Below are 20,334 nucleotides of genomic sequence, written 5' to 3'. Positions count from 1 at the left end.
TTAGGACACACCGGAGCCTAGCATTTTCCCTTTTCTGCGAATATCAGTCCGCTTTGTGATGCGCTGGCAGAAACTCTCCGGCCCCTTGCCGACACGCCCGCGATAAACTCCCCGGAACGGTCACGCCAGCCACGCGCGCCCCACGATTTCCTTCATGATCTCGGTGGTTCCCCCGTAGATGGTCTGCACGCGGCCGTCGACGAAGGCCCGGGCCACCGGGTACTCGCGCATGTAGCCGTAGCCGCCGTGGAGCTGGAGGCACCGGTCGGCCACGCGCTTCTGGAGTTCGGTGGCCTGCCACTTGGCGATGGAGGCGTGCGCGGTGTCGAGTTCGCCCCGCACGTGCGCTCGCAGGCACTGGTCCACGAAGCTGCGCACGAGCGCGCACTCGGCGGCCATCTCCGCGATCTCGAAGCGCACGTGCTGGAGCTTGGCGAGCGGTCGGCCGAAGGCCTCCCGGTCCTTCACGTACTCCGTGGTCAGGTCCACCAGGCGCTCGGCGCCCCGGGCGGAGCTGACCGCGATCGCCAGGCGTTCCTGGGGCAGGTGGGACATGAGGTGGCCGAAGCCCCCGTCCAGGTCACCGAGGAGGTTCTCCCTTGGCACGCGCACGCCCTCGAAGAAGAGTTCGGCGGTGTCCTGAGCGTGCTGGCCGATCTTGTCGAGGTTGCGGCCGCGCTCGAAGCCGGGCATGCCGCGCTCGACGGCCAGGAGGCTGAGCCCGTTGGCGCCGCCTTCCCTACCGGTGCGGGCGACCACGATGACCAGGTCGGCGAGGTGGCCGTTGGAGATGAAGGTCTTGGCGCCGTCGAGCAGGAAGTGGTCGCCCTGGTCCTCGGCGCGGGTCCGGATGCCCTGCAGGTCGGAACCGGTACCGGGTTCGGTCATGGCGACGGCGGTGATCAGCTCGCCGGAGCAGAACCCGGGCAGCCACCGGTCCTTCTGCTCCTTGGTGGCCAGATCGGTGAGGTAGGGGCCGACGACGTCGTTGTGCAGACTCAGGGCCAGGCCGGTGGAGCCGGCCTCGGCGAACTCCTCGGCCAGGACCGCGCTGTAGCGGAAGTCGGGCTCTCCCCCGCCGCCGTACTCCTCGGGGACCGCCATGCCGAGGAGCCCTTGGTGCCCCGCGGCCAGCCAGGCGCCGCGGTCCACGACCCCGGCCTCCTCCCAGCGCTCCCGGTGGGGTAGGACCTCGCGTTCCAGGAAGACCCGCGCGGCCTCCCGAAACGCTTCGTGTTCGGCGTCGTAGACGTCCCGTCTCATCCAGAGCCTCCCCTGAGGAATGCGCGCTTTCTGCGGGTGAATTCGGGGAATAAATGCACCATCGTCCTTTTCCCCGGGCGGGCACCCGACGTTTTCCGACCCTACGCCGCGACCACCCCGCACGGGAGGCCCGCAGCCTGGACAGTTCGGAAACCTGGATGCTACTCATGGGTAACACCGACGGGTAACCGGCGGTAACACCCACTGGCCGACCCCCAAGGAGCCATCCCCATGTCCGACTTCTCCCTCCAGCTCTCCGACGACCTCCTGGCCGTCCAGGAGTGGTGCCACGGCTTCGCCAAGGACGTCATGCGCCCCGCCGCCGCCGAGTGGGACGAGCGAGAGGAGACCCCCTGGCCGGTCATCGAGGAGGCCGCCAAGATCGGGCTGTACTCCCTGGACTTCCTCGCCACCCAGTCGTTCGACGAGTCGGGGATCGGTATCCCGGTCGCCCTCGAGGAGCTCTTCTGGGGCGACCCGGGCATCGCGCTGTCCATCATGGGCACCGGCCTTGCCGCAGCTTCGCTGAGCGCGACCGGCACCCCCGAGCAGGTCGGCGAGTGGGCGCCGCAGATGTTCGGCACCCCCGGCGACATCAAGCTGGCCGCCTTCTGCGCCTCCGAGCCGAACGCCGGCTCCGACGTGTCCGCGATCAAGACCCGCGCCGTCTACGACCAGGCCAAGGACGAGTGGGTGCTCAACGGCGTCAAGACCTGGGCCACCAACGGAGGCATCGCCGACGTCCACGTGGTGGTGGCCAGCGTGCACCCCGACCTCGGCTCCCGAGGGCAGGCCTCCTTCATCGTCCCGCCGAACACCCCCGGCCTCTCTCAGGGCCAGAAGTTCAGCAAGCACGGCATCCGCGCCTCGCACACCGCCGAGGTCGTCCTCGACGACGTCCGCGTCCCCGGCTCCTGCCTCCTCGGCGGCAAGGAGAAGCTCGACGCACGGATCGCCCGCGCCCGCGAGGGCAAGCGCTCCAAGGGCCAGGCCGCCATGAAGACCTTCGAGGCCACCCGGCCCACCGTGGGCGCGATGGCGGTGGGCACCGCCCGCGCCGCCTACGAGTACGCCCGCGACTACTCGGTCCAGCGCGAACAGTTCGGCAAGCCGATCGGCGACAACCAGGGCGTGGCCTTCCAGCTGGCCGACATGGCCACCCGCATCGACGCCTCCCGTCTGCTGGTGTGGCGCGCCGCCTGGATGGCCCGCAACGACAAGGAGTTCGCCAACGCCGAGGGGTCGATGAGCAAGCTCTACGCTTCGGAGACCGCCACCTTCGTCACCCAGAACGCCCTGCGCATCCTGGGCGGCAACGGCTACACCCGCGAGTACCCCGTGGAGCGCTGGCACCGCGACGCCACCATCTACACGATCTTCGAGGGCGCCAGCGAGATCCAGAAGCTCATCATCGGCCGCAGCATCACCGGCCTGCCCATCCGCTGACCCGGCCGAGCACGGGTGAACCCCCAGGTGAACGGGGAGGCTCAGGGCCAGGAGGTGAGGCCCGTGTTCGAACTGCCCACGTTCGGCCCGCTGCTCGCCGTCGCCGTACCCATCGCGATCATCTTCCTGGTGCTGGGCGTCTTCAGGGTCGTCCAGCGCCAGGCGGAGGACGCCGTCCGTTCACCCGAGTACTGGGAAGAGGAGCCCGACGGCAGGAAGTACCCGACCGGCTGGGGGCCGGAGGGCTCCGAGGAGGCCCCTTCCGAGGCGACAGCCGAAGAGGCCTCTCCCGAGGCGCCCGCCGAGGAGGAAGGCACCGGCGGGGAAACCCCGGAGACCGAATCCGGGCCGGAACGGTAGGCGTTCACACGGCGCGGGCGACGGTAACGATCTCGCGGCTCGCGTCGGTCAGCGGCCCACGGTGCCAGTCCCCATAGCGTTCGGCCACCTCGAACCCGGCTCCGACCAGGAACAGGTCGATACCCGGCGCGTCCAGAAAGCGCAGGACGGCGCGGTCCACCCTGAGCGGCCCACCGTCACGGGTGGCGGTGGTCTCGGTGAAGGCGACCACCCCGTCCGCCACCGACTCCACCCGGTGTTCGCAGCGCAGTTCCCGTCCTGCGTGGTCCACGACCTCGGCGGCGTTCTCCGGGGCCCAGCGCTCCCAACCGCGGGCGGCCGGGTTTCGCGTACCGAACACGAACCGCCCGCCGACCCGCAGAGCGGAACGGATCGCGGCGAGGGAGTCCCGGAGCTCCGCGTCGGTCACGAACACCTGGAAGGCGTTGCTCGCCATGAGGGCCAGGTCGAATTCGCCCTTCCAAGCGATGTCCACGGCCCTGCCCTCGACCCACTCCACGTCCGTACGGGCGCGCGCCCGCCGCAGCGCGGCGGTGTCGGGGTCGATCCCGCACAGCCTCCCCGTGTGCCCCTCCCGCCTGGCCCTGTGCAGCAGCATCCCGGTCCCGCACCCCACGTCCAGCACCGCCTCAGCGGCCATGACGTGGGCCAGGTAGAAGTCGTCTGAGGGCGCCCAGGGGTTGAGCACGTCGTAGAGGGCAGCGGCGTCGTCGTCCGAATACATACCGCGCAGTGTCGCCGCGCATCCACCGTCCGGCAACAGGTTTTCACCCCGGTCAGGCGCCCGACTCGGGGAGCGGCCAGATCTCCTCCGCGAGCGCGTCGAGCGATCGGTACCGGGCGAAGGGCACGTCCGCCTCGGCGAACAGGTCGAACTCGTGCATCAGCACCACCTGCATGGCGTGCGTGCGCAACCGCGCGCCGATGCGCCATCCGTACCCGTCGAGGAAGCTCCGCAACAGCTCAGGATCGGCGCCGAAGGTGCTCATGTGCAGCGGCGCGAGTTCGTAGAACGGGTCCGTGACCATCGCGTCGCCCCAGTCGATGACTCCCGTCAGGCTGTCTCGATCGACGAAGACGTGATCCTCGGTGAGGTCGCCGTGCACGAGGCGCACCGGCGCCGGGCGGTAGCCGGTTAGATAGCCGGGGACCTCCTCGACCAGGTGCGGTGGCAGCGTTCCCCACGCCCGGTGGCGTTCGGCGGCGCCGGCCCCGCTCCCGGCGAGCCAGTCGTCCCGCACCCGGAGTCCTTCCGGGACACGGCACCGGTGCACCTCCCGGATCCGTGTGCCCAGTTCGGCCGCGACGGCATGGCGCACATCGCGGGGTAGGTCGGCGTCGCGCCACGCCTGCCCGCTGAGCCGCTCGGAGATCAGGAACGGCCAGGGATCGCGCTCGCCGGGAAACAGGTCACCGCTGGCCACGACACCCGGCGCAAGGTCCACACCTCCCCCTTGGAGGGCCCGGTGAGCGGCGGATTCCGCTTCCACCGACCGACGCCAGTCACCGAAGTGGCCGAAGAGCTTCACGACCCAGCGCCGACCGACGAGGGTCGGATAGGTGCCCTCGAACCCGCTGGCCAGGCACGGGTCGCTCAGTCCACACCGGGACAGCGCCTCCCGCGCGTACGGAAGCCAGAAATCCGTGTCGCCGAGGCGCCCGGCGTAGGCACGGGCGCTGTCGAACAGGGGCCGGTCGAGCATGCCGACAGCTTAGGGTCCCGACCACGCCACCCCCCGTGCTCGCTGGGCCATTAAGCGACCCCTTATGTCGTCGTTGACCCCCTCGACCCTCCGCTGTGTAATGCATCACACGCATTGCTAGGAGGCGTACATGCAGGTCCCAGCACCGTTCGAGTACGAACGAGCGACCAGCGTCGACCACGCGATCGGTCTGTTGGACCGCTTGGGTGAGTCCGCGCGGTTGGTCGCGGGCGGCCACAGTCTGCTGCCGATGATGAAGCTCCGGCTCACCGACCTCGAGTACCTGATCGACATCAACGAGCTCCACGGGGAGCTCGGATACGTGCGTGTCGGCGCGGACGAGGTGCGGATCGGGGCCATGACCCGGCACCGGGAACTCCTGGAGTCCGCGGAGCTCGCGGAGGTCTTCCCCGTCTTCCGTGACGCCGAGCGGGTGATCGCAGACCCCGTCGTGCGCAACCGCGGCACCCTGGGCGGCTCGCTCTGCCAGGCCGACCCCTCGGAAGACCTGTCGGCCGTGTGCGGTGCCCTCGGTGCCGTGTGCGTGATCCGCGGCCCTGAGGGTGACCGGCTGGTCCCGATGGACGAATTCCACCGCGGCCCCTACGAGACCGCGGTCGGCCCCGGAGAGATGCTCGTCGAGATCCGCTTCCCCGTGAAGCCCGGGGGTTCGAGCGCCTTCGAGAAGGTCGAGCGGCGCGCGGGCGACTGGGCCGTGGCCTCCACCGCCGCAGCGGTGTGGCTGGACGGCGGCACCGTCGCCGACGCCCGGGTCGGACTGGCCGCGGTGGGCCCCGGCACCGTCCGGGTCGACGGCATCGCCGACGTCCTGCACGGTGAGCGCCCCACGGAGGAGCTGTACACGAGGGCGGGCGAGATCGCCGCTGAGAGCTGTGACCCCAGCACCGACACCCGCGGGAGCGCCGAGTACAAGCGCCACCTCGCCAAGGAACTCACCCGACGGACGCTGCGCCGCGCCGTCGCCCGAACCGGGAAGGCCTGACCATGCGCGTGACCATGACCGTCAACGGCGAAGAGGTCACCAAGGAGATCGAGAGCCGTCTTCTCCTGGTGCACTTCGTCCGGGACCACCTGGGCCTCACCGGCACCCACTGGGGGTGCGACACCAGCAACTGCGGCACGTGCGTGCTCTGGATGGACCGCGAACCCGTCAAGTCCTGCACCGTGCTCGCCGCGATGGCCGACGGCAAGGAGGTCCGCACCGTCGAAGGCCTGGCTGAGAACGGCGAACTCGACCCCGTGCAGCAGGGCTTCATGGAGTGCCACGGCCTCCAGTGCGGCTTCTGTACCCCCGGAATGATGATGACCGCCCGAGCCCTGCTGGACCGCAACCCCGACCCCTCCGAGGACGAGGTGCGCGAGGCCATCACCGGGCAGATCTGCCGCTGTACCGGCTACTCCACCATCGTGCGTTCGGTGCGCTGGGCGGCCGAGCACGAGGCTGCTGAGCGGGCGGTCCAGACGCCACCGGAACCCCGTCTCGCCCCTGACCAGGCGACGGAGCAGGCCAAGGAGGAAGTCCAGTGACCGCGGTGAACGAGGACAAGCCCGTCGGCCACGGACGGATGCTCCGCAAGGAGGACCCCCGGTTCGTGCGCGGGCGCGGCAAGTACGTGGACGACGTCCAGCTGACCGGGATGCTGCACCTGGCGATCCTGCGCGCCCCGATGGCGCACGCGCGGATCGTCTCCATCGACACCAGCGCCGCCGAGGCGCACCCTAAGGTCAAGGCCGTGGTGACCGGAGCCGCGCTGGCCGAGCAGGGCCTGGCGTGGATGCCGACCCTGTCCAACGACGTGCAGGCGGTCCTGGCCACCGACAAGGTGCGCTTCCAGGGCCAGGAGGTCGCGTTCGTGGTGGCTGAGGACCACTACTCGGCACGTGACGCCTTGGAGCTCATCGACGTCGATTACGACATGCTCGACCCGGTCGCGGACGCCCGTACCGCCCTGGCCGCGGACGCCCCTGTGGTCCGCGACGACCTGGAGGGCAAGACCGACAACCACATCTTCGACTGGGAGACCGGGGACGAGGCGGCGACGGAAGCGGTGTTCGCCAAGGCCGACGTGGTGGTCACCGAGGACATCGTCTACCCGCGTGTGCACCCGGCGCCCTTGGAGACCTGCGGCTCGGTCGCCGACTTCGACCCGGTCGAGGGCCGCCTGACCCTGTGGTCGACCACCCAGGCGCCCCACGCCCACCGCACCCTCTACGCGATGGTCGCTGGCCTGCCCGAGCACAAGATCCGGGTGATCTCCCCCGACATCGGCGGCGGCTTCGGCAACAAGGTGCCCATCTACCCCGGCTACGTGTGCTCGATCGTGGCCTCGCTGGTCACCGGGAAGCCCGTCAAGTGGATGGAGGACCGCTCGGAGAACCTCATCAGCACCGGGTTCGCCCGCGACTACGTGATGCGCGGCGAGATCGCCGCCACCAAGGACGGCCGCATCCTGGGCATCCGCACCAACGTGCTCGCCGACCACGGAGCGTTCAACGCCCAGGCGGCGCCCAGCAAGTACCCGGCGGGGTTCTTCGGGGTCTTCACCGGCAGCTACGACATCGAGGCGGCCTACGCCAAGATGAACGCCGTCTACACCAACAAGGCCCCTGGCGGGGTGGCCTACGCGTGCTCCTTCCGGATCACCGAGGCCGTGTACCTGGTCGAGCGGATCGTGGACTGCCTGGCCTACGAGCTGGAGGTGGACCCGGTCGAGTTGCGCATGCGCAACCTGCTCCGGCCCGAACAGTTCCCGTACACCAGCAAGACCGGGTGGGTGTACGACTCGGGCGACTACCGGCCCACCATGCAGGAGGCCCTGCGCATCTCCGGTTACGAGGAGCTCCGCAAGGAGCAGGCGGAGAAGCGCGCCCGCGGTGAGCTGATGGGCATCGGCGTCTCGTTCTTCACCGAGGCGGTCGGCGCAGGCCCGCGCAAGAACATGGACATCCTGGGCCTGGGGATGGCGGACGGCTGTGAGCTGCGCATCCACCCCACCGGGAAAGCGGTCGTGCGGCTGTCGGTACAGACCCAAGGGCAGGGGCACGAGACGACCTTCGCGCAGATCGTGGCGGAGGAGATCGGCATCGCGCCGGACGACATCGACGTCGTGCACGGCGACACCGACAACACCCCCTTCGGACTGGGCACCTACGGCAGCCGGTCCACGCCGGTATCGGGCGCGGCCGCCGCCATGGTGGCGCGCAAGGTGCGCGACAAGGCGCGGATCATCGCCTCGGGGATGCTGGAGGTGTCGGTCTCCGACCTGGAGTGGACCAAGGGGGCCTACTCGGTCGTGGGCGACCCCGAGCGGTCGGTGACCATCCAGGAGATCGCCCTGCGCGCCCACGGGGCGGGCGACCTGCCGGAAGGCATCGAGGGCGGCCTGGAGGCACAGGTCTGCTACAACCCGGAGAACCTCACCTACCCGCACGGGGCCTACATCTGCGTGGTGGACGTGGACCCGGGCACGGCGCAGGTGAAGGTGCGCCGGTTCGTGGCGGTGGACGACTGCGGCACCCGGATCAACCCGATGATCATCGAGGGGCAGGTTCACGGAGGCCTGGCGGACGGGGTCGGGATGGCGCTCATGGAGATGATCTCGTTCGACGAGGACGGCAACTGCCTGGGCGGCTCGCTCATGGACTACCTGTTGCCCACGGCTCTGGAGGTCCCCGACTGGGAGACCGGGCACACGGTGACCCCGTCGCCGCACCACCCGATCGGCGCCAAGGGTGTGGGCGAGTCGGCCACGGTCGGCTCTCCCCCGGCCGTGGTGAACGCGGTCGTGGACGCACTGAAGCCGTTCGGGATCCGCCACGCCGACATGCCGCTCACGCCCTCCCGGGTGTGGGACGCCATGCGCGGCCAGGCCACACCGTCGTTCTGAGCTGGTCGGCGCCGACCGGGCACAGCATCAGCCGGACGCAGTAGGCAACGCAGAAGCAGAGAAGGGGTGGACCCATGGTGGCCACCGTTGACCTTTCGGACCGCAGCCGCGAGCTGCTCGCCGACAAGGTGCCGTTCGTCGAGGCGACCGTGGTGCGGGCGCAGGTACCGTCGTCCGCCCGGCCGGGGGACACCGCGATCGTCCTCTCCGACGGGTCCATCGAGGGCTTCGTCGGGGGCCAGTGCGCCCAGGGCTCGGTGCGCGAGGTGGCGCTGGAGGCGATCCGCAACGGCGACAGCGTACTGCTCAGGGTGCTCCCCGGCGCGGGCGAAGACTTCCCTGAAGCACCGGGGGCGCACGTGGTGGTCAATCCGTGCCTGTCCGGGGGCGCGCTGGAGATCTTCCTCCAGCCGCGCCTGCCGGACCCGGTGCTCGGGGTGGTGGGCGAGTCACCGATCGTCGAGGCTCTGGGCGAGCTGGCTCCGCCGCTCGGGTTCGTCGTGGAGCCCGGCGCCGGCCCGAAGGTGGTGGGGGGCGCGACCGCCGTGATCGTGGCCAGCCACGGTGGCGACGAGGCCTCGGTGATCCGCGCCGCCCTGGACGCCGGTGTGGGTTTCGTGGGGCTGGTCGCCTCCCGGCGGCGCGGCGCCGCGGTCCTGGACGCCATGGAGCTGAGCCACTGCGAACGGGGACGGGTACACACCCCGGTCGGGTTGGACATCGGGGCGCGTACGGCCCCGGAGATCGCGCTGTCGATCCTGGCGGAGGTCACCCAAGCCATCAGGCAGGAGGGCCTCACCGCTCCCTCCGCATCGCCTGTCCCGGCCTCCTCGTCTGTCCCGGACACCGCGGCCGCCGCGCAGCACGCACCGCCCGGGCCCCGAACCGGGTCCCCGTCACCGGGGACCGCGGTGGACCCGGTCTGCGGCATGACAGTGACCGTGGGGCCCACAACTCCGCACCGGGAGATCGACGGGCGCGATATCTGGTTCTGTGCCCCCGGCTGCCGTGACCACTACCGGGCCGAGGGGTAGCGGGTGCTGGACTCCGAGGAGGTTCGGCGGCGGCTGGACGCACAGGACTACCTGGTGGACGAGGGCACGGCCACCGCGCTGTACCTGGCGCTGGCTCTGGGCCGCCCGCTGCTGCTGGAGGGCGAGCCGGGCGTGGGCAAGACGGCGGCGGCCAAAGCGCTGGCCGACGTCCTGGCGGCGCCGCTGATCCGGTTGCAGTGCTACGAAGGGCTGACCGCGGGCGAGTCCCTGTACGAGTGGAACCACCAGCGCCAACTGCTGGCGATCCGGGTGGCGGAGTCGCGGGGCGAGCGGCTCGTGGACGGCGACCTGTTCACCGAGGAGTTCCTCCTGGACCGGCCGATCCTCCGGGCGGTCCGGCAGGAGGGGCACGTGCCGCCCGTGCTGCTGATCGACGAGGTCGACCGGGCCGACGACGAGTTCGAGGCGCTGCTGCTGGAATTCCTGGGAGAGGCTTCGGTGACCGTCCCCGAGCTGGGCACCTTCACGGCCAAGCGGCCGCCGCTGGTGGTGCTCACGTCCAACCGCAGCCGCGACCTGCACGACGCGCTGCGCCGCCGCTGCCTTTACCACTGGATCGCCTTCCCCGCAGCGGAGCGGGCCGCCGAGATCCTGCGCCGCCGCGTCCCGGAGGCGGGTGAGGCGCTGGTGGGTTCGGCGACGGAGTTCGTGGGCCGGGTGCGGGACCTGGAAATGGACAAGGCCCCCGGGATGGCCGAAACCATCGATTGGGTTGCGGCACTGGGTGCACTGGGTGTGACCGAACTAGTCCGCGACGACATCGTGCGGACCCTGTCCGCGCTGACCAAGACACCCGACGACCACGACACCGTGGTCTCGGCACTGACCGGCCTCGGCTATGGCCCGCCGGGGTCTGAGTACTCCCCAGGGGCCCGAGCGGAGTCATCGTGAGAATCGACAACGAGTTCACCGTGGACGCACCCGTGGACCGGGTGTGGGAACTGTTCACCGACGTCGAGGCGATCGCCCCGTGTATGCCGGGGGCGCAGCTCACCGGGGTGGAGGGCGACGTCTATTCGGGGAAGGTGAAGGTCAAGGTGGGCCCGGTCGTGGCCGCCTACGACGGCACCGCGCAGTTCACCGAACAGGACGCCGCGGAGCGGCGCGCGGTCATCCAGGCCTCGGGCAAGGCCAGCCGAGGAGCGGGCAACGCGTCAGCGTCCGTGACGCTCCAGCTCCGGGAGGAGGACGGCGGCACGGCGGTCTCCGTGGGCACCGACCTGAAGATCACCGGCAAGCTCGCCCAGCTGGGCGGCGGGATGATCAAGGACGTGTCCGAGCGGCTGTTGGGGCAGTTCGTGGAGTGCTTGGAGGGCAAACTCGCCGCCGCGCCCGCCGATGCGGGGACCGAATCCGGCACCATGGAAGCCGATACCGAGCGGGGGACGGCTGAAATGGCGCACAGCAGGAACGGGCAGCGCGAAGAGCCCAAGGACGGCGGGACCCACATGGCCGGCGGGGGCCACATGACGGGCGGCGGGCACATGGCCGGTGGCGACCACATGGCGGGCGGGGCGCACATGGCGGGGAGCGGTCGGCTGAACAGCCAGCCGGACCGGGAGACGGACGGACCGGACGGTACCGGAGGCGAAGGCTCCGAGAGCGGCGAGAACACCGAGAGCGCGCCGTCCGAGCAACCCGCCGCCCGCCGGGAGATCCACGGCGCGGAGGCCGAGCCGCTGGACCTGGGCAGGGCCTCCCGCGGCGCCGTCCTCCAACGGCTGTGGCCCATGCTGGCAGTAGTGGTCGTCGTGGCGGGGATACTGATCGGCTATGCCCTCTTCGGCTGACCGGCCGGGGGCCGAGGCGTCCGGAGGCCCGGTCGGGAGAACGCGCGAGGGCTCGCACGGGCCCTCTCCGCTGCCCGGGGTGGACCGGGCGGCCTTCACCGTCGCCTTCACCGAACGGCTGCGCGCCCACGGTGTCCGGGTCGACCTGGACTCCGCGAGCACCCTCGCCCGTGCACTGGCCGTCGAACCGCCGGACTCGCTCGACCGCCTGTACTGGACCGCGCGGGTGTGCCTGGTACGGCGCCGCGGTGACCTCGCCCCCTTCGACTCCGTGTTCGCCGCCGTGTTCGAGGGCTCCGTACCGGGCGACGAGGACACGTCGGCGCTGCCCCGGCTCCGGTCCAGGTCGGATGGCGCACCCGACCCGGGGACCGGACCCGAGCAGGAGGGTTCGGCCGGTGCCGGACTGCCGTGGGTGACCCTTCCGCCGGACGTCGGCGGCCCGGAGGAGCAGGATCCGCCGAACTCCCTCCCCCAGCTGGCTCCCAGCGCCGTCGAGGCCCTCGCGGACGAACCCTTCGAGCAGCTCTCCGAAACCGAGGTCGCCCGGCTCGGGGCGTGGCTGGCGGAGCTGCGGCCCCGGCTGCCGCGGCGCCGCGGGCGGCGTCAGCGGCCGGGACACTCCGGGGGGAAGGTGGCAGTGCGGGCTACTCTGGCACGCGCCCGGCGTACCGGATGGGAGCCGGTGGAGCTGGTCCGGAGCCGCCCCGTGCCACGGCCCCGCCGGGTGGTGGTGCTGTGCGACGTGAGTGGTTCGATGCGGGCCCAGGCCGCCGCTTACGTCCATCTCATGCGCGCCTTCGCGGTGGCGGTGGACACTGAGGCGTTCGCGTTCGGCACCCGGTTGACCCGGCTGACCCCGCTCCTGCGCGACGGAACCGCGGAGGGCGCCGTCGTCCGTGCCACCGGTGCCGTGGACGACCGGTTCGGCGGAACCCGCATCGCGGCGAGCCTGCGGGAGTTGCTCGCGTCCCGGAACGGGGCATCGCTGCGCGGCGCGGTGGTGGTCGTGGCCTCAGACGGCTGGGACAGCGACCCGCCCGAGGCGATGGCCGCGGCGATGGCGCGCCTGCGACGACGCGCCCACCGAGTGGTCTGGGCCAACCCGAGAGCGGCGGCGCCCGGGTTCGAGCCTTCGACGGGTGGGATGTCGACGGCCCTGCCCTACTGCGACGCCCTGTTGCCCGCACACACCTTCGAGGCGTTGCGCGGTGTGGTCGAAGCAGTAGCCGCCCAGACCACGTGGAGGGCAGCCAAGATGGGCAAGCAGCCCTAGTGGTTGGTGAACGGGCCTGAGCCAGTGGGTGGTGGACGAGCCTCATGGGTGGGGACGCCCCGGGGCGCTGCTGAGTTGGGGTTCCTGGAGACAGTCCTCTTTCGAGGTGCTTCGTCGGTGCAGGATGCCTGTGGGGTGCGGGTTTCCCCGTTTCGTGATAGCCGCCGACCCGCCGTCGTAGCGGAGCGGGTCAAGGTGGAGCGCCGTTGACGCGCGAAGCGCTCGATGGCGACGACCTTGAGGCGCGCAGCGGAGACGGCCACACTCGGGCGGCAGGAAACGGGGAAACCCGCACTAGCAGCAAACCCCCGCCCACGCGGATCCACATACCAACAGCACCCCCACCAGCGGGGAACCGTCGAGGCAACCACGTGCCGAGCTCCCAAGTGCTACGGGCCCCAAGGGTCACGGGGGGGCGGTCGCCCTACCGTCGACACCGCCGGCGGGGCGACCGCCACAGGATCGTCACCAGCGGAGGCGCCCGCCCCCGTTAGCCGGTCCCGGACCTGACCATGTTTCAGCCGGCCAATCCCGGCCGGTCCCGGTCAGTCCCGGGTGATCATCCGGCCTTCGGTGCTGTCCGGCCCGACCTCGGTGCCCCGCAGAACCGTGCTGCGCACGCGCCCGAACAACTCAGCGCCGTCGTAGGCGCTCACCGGGTTGCGGTGCGCCAAGGACGCAGCCTCCACCCGAACGCTCTCCTCCGGGGCGAAGACGGCAAGGTCCGCGGCCATGCCCGGGGCCATGGACCCCTTACCGCGCACACCCGCCACCCGGGCGGGCGCGGCCGACATCCAGCGCACGACCTCCGCGAGCGGCACCCCGCGCTCCCGGGCCTCGGTCCACATGGCCGACAGCCCCACCTGGAGACCGGCCACCCCGCCCCAGGCGGTGCCGAAGTCACCGGTGTCGAGGTCCTTGAGGTCGGGGGTGCTGGGCGAGTGGTCGCTGACGACGCAGTCGATCAAGCCGTCGCCCAGCGCCCGCCACAGCAGGTCGCGGTTGGCGCGGTCCCGGATGGGAGGGCAGCACTTGTAGCTGGTCTCCCCCTCGGGGATCTCCTCCGCGGCCAGGGTGAGGTAGTGCGGGCAGCTCTCCACCGTGAGGGGGACGCCGTCCTCCTTGGCCTGCGCGATGAGCGGCAGGGCCGAGGCGCTGGACAGGTGGAGGATGTGCGCGCGCACGCCGGTGCGGCGGGCGGTGTCGATCACCAGGGAGATGGCCGCGTGCTCAGCGGCATCGGGACGCGAGGCGAGGAAGTCCGCGTAGTCGCGGCCGGAGGCCTCGGGCGCCGAATCGAGCACACCGGGGTCTTCGGCGTGCACGATGAGGGTTCCACCGAAGGCGTGGATGGCAGTCGCCGCGGTGTTCAGTTCGTCCGGGGACAGGTGTCCGAACTCTTCCACACCGGACGGTGAGAGGAAGGCCTTGAAACCGAACACCCCTTCTGCCCACAGGTCCGCCAGGGCTCCCGTGGTGCTGGGGCCGGTGTTCTCTGGGACGGCGCCGCCCCAGAAGCCGACGTCGACGGCGAGCTTGCCCTCGGCCACCGCACGCTTGGCCTTGAGGCCGTCGACGGTGGTTGTGGGCGGCACGCTGTTCAGGGGCATGTCCACCAGGGTGGTGACCCCGCCCAGTGCGGCGGCGCGGGTGGCGCTGGCGAAGCCCTCCCACTCGGTCCGGCCGGGCTCGTTGACGTGCACGTGGCTGTCGACCAGTCCGGGGAGCAGGACCTCGTCCTCGGCCAAGCGCAGTTCACTCCGGGCGGCGATCGGGGCGTCGAACCCCTCGACGACATCGGTGATCCGTCCGTCGTCCACGGCCACGCTGACAGTGCGCTCTCCCTCGGGGGTGAGCGCACGGCGGGCCCGGACGACGAGTGCGTGTTCGGTCAACTCACTGCTCCTGTCCGACACGGCGGGTGGCCAGACCGACGATGGTATCGGCGTCGGCCCCGGCGGCTTCGACCACCTCGGACTCCTCCAGCGCACCGCAGCGCAGGCCGCTGGCCAGGACGGAGGCCAGGGCCTGGGCTGTGGCGGGCTCGTCCATGACGTTGCCCGAGGCCTCACCGAGGTAGGCCTTCAGCCGATCGGCGGCGGGAGCGAAGGCCTCCCGGTAGAAGGCGTAGGTGGCCAGGTAGCGGATGGGAAGCTGGTTGGGGTGCAGGTCCCAGCCCTGGTAGAAGCCGCGCTCGAGGGAGCGGCGGATCAGGTCGGCGTGCAGCCGCCATGCGGACCGCACGTCCTCGGGGGTCCCGGTCGGCAGGATGTTGCTCCCGCCGTCGGAGAGCCACACGCCCGTACCGGCCGCAGCCACCTGCATGACCGACTTGGCGTGGTCTGCGACCGGGTGGGCCAGGCTCTGGTGGGCCGCGGTGATCCCGCAGGCGGCGCTGTAGTCGTAGGTGCCGTAGTGCAGTGCGGTGACCCGGCCCTGGCCGGCCTGGATCATCCGGGACACCGCGACGGTGCCGTCGGTGAGCAGGATGGACTGGGGTGTCTCGATCTGGAGCTCGAACCGGAGCCGGCCGGCGGGCAGGCCGAAGCGCTCCTCCAGCTTCTCGCTGACCCAGACCATGGCCTCGACCTGCTCGACCGAGGTGATCTTGGGCAGGGTGAGTACGAGGTTGTCGGGCAGGGAGCCGTGGCCCTCCAAGAGGGTCTCTAGGAAGAGGGTGAGGCTGCGGACGCCGCGGTGGCGCCCGGCCGCTTCCATGCCCTTCATCCGGATGCCGAAGTAGGGCGTGGCCGTCCCCTGCTCCAGGTCCGAGGCGAACGCCTTCGCGGTGGAGACCACGTCGGTGTCCTCGGCGTCGTCCCCGGGCGCACCGTAGCCGTCCTCGAGGTCGGCGCGCAGGTCCTCGATGGGCTCGCGGGCGAGCTTGGCCCGGACCAAGGGGAGCGCGTCGGCGACTGCGGCTTCGCCCAGCCCGGTGGCCTCGGCGAGCTCCGCGGCCTTGGGCGCGTACTCGTCGAGCGCTTCGAGGGCCTGCCCGCCCCAGGCCGCCGCGAAGCCGGCGTGGATCCGGTTCGCGGGCACGTAGACGCTGTGGACCGGCTGCCGGCCCCCGCTCCCCCCGGGGTACTCCCGGTCCAGGCGTGCGTCGGCCTCGGCGAGCCGGGCGTCGAGTTGGGTGACCAGATCGGTCAGGCCGCGCAGGTTGTCCCTCGCCACGTGTGGTGTCCTCCTCCGTCGTCGGTGCCGGGTCCAGCAACGGATAACCCCGACACTAATTTCTACATGCGGATACTAACTTCTACGATTCGGAAGAACAAGAGTTCCCAGGGCTGAGTGACCCAGATCGGTAACACTCGTTCGACGGCTGAGAGCGAAAAGCGGCTTTCGTATTGCAGAATGAGTGCGTGACCTAGCGGCCCTCATCATGGGAGCACGACCTTTGCCTGCCTCACAGACCCCCCGCACGGACCAGCTCAGCCCTCCAGAGGAGGCGGCCCGGCGCTCCGGTGGCGTGCAGTCCCTCGACCGCGCCTTCTCTCTGCTGGAGATCATGGCCGAGGCCGGCGGCGAGGCGTCCCTGAGCCAACTCGCCGATTCCTCCGGGCTGCCCCTACCCACCATCCACCGCATCATCCGCACCCTGGTCGGCAACGGGTACGTACGTCAGCTGCCCTCCAGACGCTACGCCCTCGGACCGCGGCTGATCGGGCTCGGGGACAAGGCCGCGCAGATGCTGGGTACCTGGGCGCGCCCCCACCTGGCCCAGCTCGTGGAAGACCTGGGTGAGACCGCCAATCTCGCGATGCTCGACGGTGACAAGGTCATCTACGTCGCGCAGGTCCCCTCGCCGCACGCCATGCGCATGTTCACCGAGGTCGGCCGCCGCGTCCTGCCGCACTCCGCCGGGGTGGGCAAGGCCCTGCTGTCCCAGCTCAACGACGAGGAGGCGCTCGCGGCCGTGGGCCGCACCGGTATGCCCGCCGCCACGGAGCGCACCATCACCGACCCCGAGACCTTCCTCGCGGAGCTCCGGCGCATCCGCGAGACCGGCTACGCCATCGACGACGGCGAACAGGAGATCGGGGTGCGCTGCGTCGCCGTCCCGGTCAAGGGCGCCCCCTCGGGCATGGCCGTATCGGTCTCCGGCCCGGAGGCCCGAGTGAGCTGGGACTTCGTGGACCGGGCCGCGCCTATCGTCCAAAAGTGCGCCAACGTCCTCGCCACCGACCTCAACAACCAGAGCTGAGGGCGCCAGAGGACGAACGAGGGGCCGTGGCGATCACGGCCCCTCGTTCGTTACGCCCGTCAGGTCTGCCTACCAGGCCCACCCGTCTCAGACCTGATCATCAGGTCTGCTGGTCGAAGCCGAGCTTGCGCAGCTGCTTGGGGTCGCGCTGCCAGTTGTTGGCCACCCGCACCCGCAGGTCCAGGAAGACCCGCTGACCCAGCAGGCCCTCGATCTGCTTGCGGGCCCGCGAACCCACGTCGCGCAGGCGCGAACCCTTGGAACCGATCACGATCGCCTTCTGGCTGGGGCGCTCCACGTACAGCGAGGCGTAGATATCCACCAGCTCCTTGCCGGGCTTGGTGTTCTCGCGTTCGTACATCTCGTCCACCACCACGGCGATGGAGTGCGGGAGCTCGTCCCGGACACCCTCCAAGGCGGCCTCGCGCACCAGCTCGGCCACGAGCATCTCGTCGGGCTCGTCGGTGAGGTCGCCGTCCGGGTAGAGCGGCGGCCCCTCGGGCAGGTGGGAGCTGAGCACCTCGCCGACCGTGTCCAGCTGGTACTCGCCGCGCGCGGACACCGGCACGATGTCGGCCCAGTCGCCCAGCTCGTTCACGGCCATCAGGTGCTCGCCGACGGCCGCCTTGTCCACCAGGTCGGTCTTGGTCACCAGGGCGACCACGGGCGTGCTCGTCTGCTCGGCGAGCTCTTGGGCGATGTAGGTGTCACCGCGTCCGATCGGCTCGTTGGCGGGCAGACAGAACGCGATCACGTCCACCTCGACCAACGTGGACCGGACCAGCGAGTCCAGCCGCTCGCCCAGCAGGGTGCGCGGCTTGTGCAGACCGGGCGTGTCCACGATGATCAGCTGCGCCTCCGGGCGGTGCACGATCCCGCGCACCGTCCGCCGCGTGGTCTGGGGCCGGTTGCTGGTGATCGCCACCTTCTGCCCGACCAACGCGTTCATCAGGGTGGACTTGCCCACGTTCGGGCGGCCCACGAAGCACGCGAAACCGCTCCGGAAGCCCTCCGGGTAGGAGGGCATCTGCAGCGGGACGCGGAGCTTCTCGAGGTCGAGGTCGTTCATGGATCCTTCTTAGCGCCGGGTGATGCTCGCGGGCACCCCATCGGGGGCGGCGATCACCACCACCTGGGTCTTCAGGTCGTCCGCCACCGCGCGGTCGTCCTCGGTCAGCTCCTTGGCCTCGGTGACGACCACCGCCGCCTCCAAGGCCGCGGCCTCGCTGGAGACCGCCGCGGCCACGGCGGCCTGGAGCGCGGTGAGGCGGAGCGAGGGCAGCGACACCGTGGTGGCGACGTACGTGCGCCCGGTCTCGTCGCGCACCGCGGCCCCCTCAGCGGTCGCGTTCCGGGCCCGGGAGGCCCGCGCGAGCGTGATGAGCTTGCCGTCCTCGGGGCCGAGCCCCGTCGTGTCCGTCACTGGTCCGTGCTCCTTACGTGCTTGTCCGAACCCTGGTCCTCCGGTTCGGCGGGCAGTCGCTCCACCAGCACCGTCGTCATCCGGTTGCGGCGGCTGCTCTTGCCCTCCAGGGTGAGCCTGAGTCCAGCGTATTCCGCCTGGGCACCCCCGGCGGGGACCCGCCCCAGGACGTACGCCACCAGACCACCCACGGTCTCCACGTCGGACACCTCGAGGTCGCGGTCCGGGAAGAGCTCGGCGAGCTCGTTCAGCGGCAGCCGCGCGGTCACCCGCACCCGCTCCGAGTCCAGCCAGTCCACCGGCGCGATCTCGTGGTCGTACTCGTCGGTGATCTCACCGACGATCTCCTCCACGATGTCCTCCAGCGTGACCAGGCCCGCGGTGCCGCCGTACTCGTCGATCGCCACCGCCACGTGGTTGCGCTGCTTCTGCATCTCGCGCAGTAGCTCGTCGATCGGCTTGGTGTCCGGCACATAGGTGGCCGGGCGCATCACACCGCCCGCGGTCAGCGGTACGTTCTCAGCTCCCCCAGCGGTCGCCGCCCAGCGGTCGCGCAGCCGCTCCACCAGGTCCTTGAGGTAGACGATGCCGACCACGTCGTCCTCGTCCTCGCCGGTCACCGGGATACGCGAGTACCCGCTACCCATAGCGATCGTGAACACCTCGTCGGCGTCCGCGTCACGGCTGGTGAAGACGATGTCGGGCCGGGGCACCATCACCTCGCGCACGGAGGTGTCGTCGAGCTTGAACACCGAGTGGATCATCTCGCGCTCCTCGGAGTCGATCACGTCCCCCTGCTCGGCCAGGTCCACGAGCTGGCGCAGCTCCACCTCGGTGCTGAACGGCCCTTCCCGGTCGCCCTTCCCCCGCGGGGTGAGCGCCCGCCCCGCGCCGACGAGCAGTCGCGCGGCGGGGCCCAGCACCACCTGGACCGGATACACCGTCCTGGAGCTGGCCCGGGCGATCGGACCGGCGAACTGGCGGCCGAGGATCCGCGGCGTGACGGCGATCAGGACGCACTCCACCACGATCATCGCCGCCGCGGTCAGCAGCAGCGCGGGCCAACCCAGCCCGAGCAGGAAGACCATGCCGACGGCCGCGGCCAGGACCGCGCAGACCTCGCACACCACACGGAGGAACAGCAGCATGTTCAGGTGGGGCGTGGGATCGGCGGCGACCCGGTCCCAAGCCGCACTGGCCTTGGCGGCCCGCTTCCCGTTGGTGGCTTCCATCCCCAACGACAGCACGCGGGTGACGGCGACCTCGGCAGCCACCAGGAACCCGGCCACGGCGGTGAGACCGAGAGCGACCAGGAAGGATACCGCCCATTCGACAGGCTGCCCCGTGGTCAGCGGGGCGAGGTCGGGCCAGAGCGACGCGCTCATCAGGCGCTCTCGTCCCCTTCGGCCGTGTCCGCACCGGGGGCGTCCCGCTCGCGCCAAGCGGTGAGGATCTCACCTTGGAGACCGAACATCTCCTTGTGCTCGTCGGGCTCGGCGTGGTCGTAACCGAGCAGGTGCAGGATGCCGTGCGTGCACAGCAGGTCGATCTCGGCCTCGGTCCCGTGACCGGCCTTGTCGCCCTGGCGCTCGGCCACCTGCGGGCAGATGATCACGTCGCCGAGCACACCCGGGTCGCTGGTGCGGCCGGGACCTCCCGGGCGAAGCTCGTCCATGGGAAACGACAGCACGTCAGTGGGTCCGGGTTCGTCCATCCAGCGCACGTGGAGGTCGGTCATGGGTCCTTCGTCCACCAACACGACGGACAGCTCGGCCAACGGGTGCACGCGCATGGCGTCGAGCACGTGCCGGGCCAGTCGGGAGAGCCGCTCTTCGTCCACGGTGGAGACGCCGGACTCGTTGGCGACGTCGATACTCATCGGTTGCGGATGCCTCACTTGGAT

Annotated in this window: 19 protein-coding genes; 10 read left to right on the top strand and 9 right to left on the bottom strand. The window is 70.7% G+C overall.

Features of this window, described 5'->3' with window-relative positions:
- Nucleotides 1-120: 120 nt before the first annotated feature.
- The gene (locus tag ACYVD1_RS09495; protein ID WP_460770421.1) at nt 121-1,263 is read right to left on the bottom strand and encodes an acyl-CoA dehydrogenase family protein; all 1,143 of its coding nucleotides are present in this window, start codon (nt 1,261-1,263) and stop codon (nt 121-123) included.
- A 231-nt stretch (nt 1,264-1,494) separates the two neighbouring features.
- Here ACYVD1_RS09495 and ACYVD1_RS09490 point away from each other — a divergent pair, with 231 nt between their 5' ends.
- Nucleotides 1,495-2,709, top strand: a complete 1,215-nt coding sequence (locus ACYVD1_RS09490; RefSeq protein WP_460770419.1) for an acyl-CoA dehydrogenase family protein — start codon at nt 1,495-1,497, stop codon at nt 2,707-2,709.
- A gap of 63 nt (nt 2,710-2,772) precedes the next feature.
- Nucleotides 2,773-3,069 (top strand): hypothetical protein, encoded by a 297-nt coding sequence (locus ACYVD1_RS09485; RefSeq protein WP_460770417.1) that lies wholly within the window; start codon nt 2,773-2,775, stop codon nt 3,067-3,069.
- 4 nt (nt 3,070-3,073) lie between these two features.
- Here ACYVD1_RS09485 and ACYVD1_RS09480 read toward each other — a convergent pair whose 3' ends face one another.
- Nucleotides 3,074-3,793 (bottom strand): methyltransferase domain-containing protein, encoded by a 720-nt coding sequence (locus tag ACYVD1_RS09480; RefSeq protein WP_460770415.1) that lies wholly within the window; start codon nt 3,791-3,793, stop codon nt 3,074-3,076.
- 52 nt (nt 3,794-3,845) lie between these two features.
- On the bottom strand, nt 3,846-4,772 hold the full coding sequence (locus tag ACYVD1_RS09475) for a phosphotransferase family protein (protein WP_460770413.1): 927 nt from the start codon (nt 4,770-4,772) through the stop codon (nt 3,846-3,848).
- Nucleotides 4,773-4,902: 130 nt separating this feature from the next.
- Between ACYVD1_RS09475 and ACYVD1_RS09470 the strand changes: the two genes are divergently transcribed.
- From ACYVD1_RS09470 to ACYVD1_RS09440, 7 genes are all read left to right on the top strand, one after another.
- Complete coding sequence (locus ACYVD1_RS09470) at nt 4,903-5,775, top strand: FAD binding domain-containing protein (RefSeq protein ID WP_460770411.1); 873 nt, start codon at nt 4,903-4,905, stop codon at nt 5,773-5,775.
- A 2-nt stretch (nt 5,776-5,777) separates the two neighbouring features.
- A complete protein-coding gene (locus ACYVD1_RS09465; RefSeq protein WP_460770409.1) occupies nt 5,778-6,320 on the top strand; it encodes a (2Fe-2S)-binding protein in 543 nt (180 codons plus the stop codon).
- Complete coding sequence (locus ACYVD1_RS09460; protein ID WP_460770407.1) at nt 6,317-8,680, top strand: aerobic carbon-monoxide dehydrogenase large subunit; 2,364 nt, start codon at nt 6,317-6,319, stop codon at nt 8,678-8,680. The genes ACYVD1_RS09465 and ACYVD1_RS09460 overlap by 4 nt, the downstream gene beginning before the upstream one ends.
- 74 nt (nt 8,681-8,754) lie before the next feature.
- Nucleotides 8,755-9,714: an XdhC family protein gene (locus ACYVD1_RS09455; RefSeq protein ID WP_460770405.1), complete on the top strand. Its 960-nt coding sequence runs from the start codon at nt 8,755-8,757 to the stop codon at nt 9,712-9,714.
- 3 nt (nt 9,715-9,717) lie between these two features.
- A complete protein-coding gene (locus tag ACYVD1_RS09450; protein WP_460770403.1) occupies nt 9,718-10,626 on the top strand; it encodes an AAA family ATPase in 909 nt (302 codons plus the stop codon).
- Entirely contained in the window at nt 10,623-11,525 is a 903-nt protein-coding gene (locus ACYVD1_RS09445) for an SRPBCC family protein (protein ID WP_460770400.1), read from the top strand. Before ACYVD1_RS09450 ends, ACYVD1_RS09445 begins: the two co-directional genes overlap by 4 nt.
- Complete coding sequence (locus ACYVD1_RS09440) at nt 11,509-12,801, top strand: vWA domain-containing protein (RefSeq protein ID WP_460770398.1); 1,293 nt, start codon at nt 11,509-11,511, stop codon at nt 12,799-12,801. Before ACYVD1_RS09445 ends, ACYVD1_RS09440 begins: the two co-directional genes overlap by 17 nt.
- A gap of 545 nt (nt 12,802-13,346) precedes the next feature.
- On the opposite strand, the gene allB is transcribed toward ACYVD1_RS09440, so the two are convergent.
- Nucleotides 13,347-14,696 carry an allantoinase AllB gene (gene allB / locus ACYVD1_RS09435; protein ID WP_460770396.1) on the bottom strand — a complete coding sequence of 450 codons (1,350 nt, stop codon included), beginning with the start codon at nt 14,694-14,696 and terminating at the stop codon, nt 13,347-13,349.
- Nucleotide 14,697: 1 nt separating this feature from the next.
- Nucleotides 14,698-15,978: a DUF6986 family protein gene (locus ACYVD1_RS09430; RefSeq protein WP_460770394.1), complete on the bottom strand. Its 1,281-nt coding sequence runs from the start codon at nt 15,976-15,978 to the stop codon at nt 14,698-14,700.
- A 295-nt stretch (nt 15,979-16,273) separates the two neighbouring features.
- Here ACYVD1_RS09430 and ACYVD1_RS09425 point away from each other — a divergent pair, with 295 nt between their 5' ends.
- Nucleotides 16,274-17,008 (top strand): IclR family transcriptional regulator, encoded by a 735-nt coding sequence (locus ACYVD1_RS09425; protein ID WP_460770447.1) that lies wholly within the window; start codon nt 16,274-16,276, stop codon nt 17,006-17,008.
- A 100-nt stretch (nt 17,009-17,108) separates the two neighbouring features.
- Here ACYVD1_RS09425 and era read toward each other — a convergent pair whose 3' ends face one another.
- The 4 genes from era to ybeY are packed head-to-tail and all read right to left on the bottom strand — an operon-like array spanning nt 17,109 to nt 20,310.
- Nucleotides 17,109-18,077: a GTPase Era gene (gene era / locus ACYVD1_RS09420; protein WP_460770391.1), complete on the bottom strand. Its 969-nt coding sequence runs from the start codon at nt 18,075-18,077 to the stop codon at nt 17,109-17,111.
- Between the two features lie 9 nt (nt 18,078-18,086).
- Complete coding sequence (locus ACYVD1_RS09415; RefSeq protein ID WP_460757176.1) at nt 18,087-18,431, bottom strand: cytidine deaminase; 345 nt, start codon at nt 18,429-18,431, stop codon at nt 18,087-18,089.
- Nucleotides 18,428-19,816: a hemolysin family protein gene (locus tag ACYVD1_RS09410; RefSeq protein WP_460770389.1), complete on the bottom strand. Its 1,389-nt coding sequence runs from the start codon at nt 19,814-19,816 to the stop codon at nt 18,428-18,430. The genes ACYVD1_RS09415 and ACYVD1_RS09410 overlap by 4 nt, the downstream gene beginning before the upstream one ends.
- Nucleotides 19,816-20,310, bottom strand: a complete 495-nt coding sequence (gene ybeY, locus ACYVD1_RS09405; RefSeq protein WP_460770386.1) for an rRNA maturation RNase YbeY — start codon at nt 20,308-20,310, stop codon at nt 19,816-19,818. The genes ACYVD1_RS09410 and ybeY overlap by 1 nt, the downstream gene beginning before the upstream one ends.
- Nucleotides 20,311-20,334: the final 24 nt, after the last annotated feature.

It is taken from the genome of Nocardiopsis nanhaiensis (assembly GCF_054778635.1).
The sequence above is the reverse complement of the archived record's forward strand: the minus strand, read 5'-3'. Positions and strand labels throughout refer to the sequence as shown.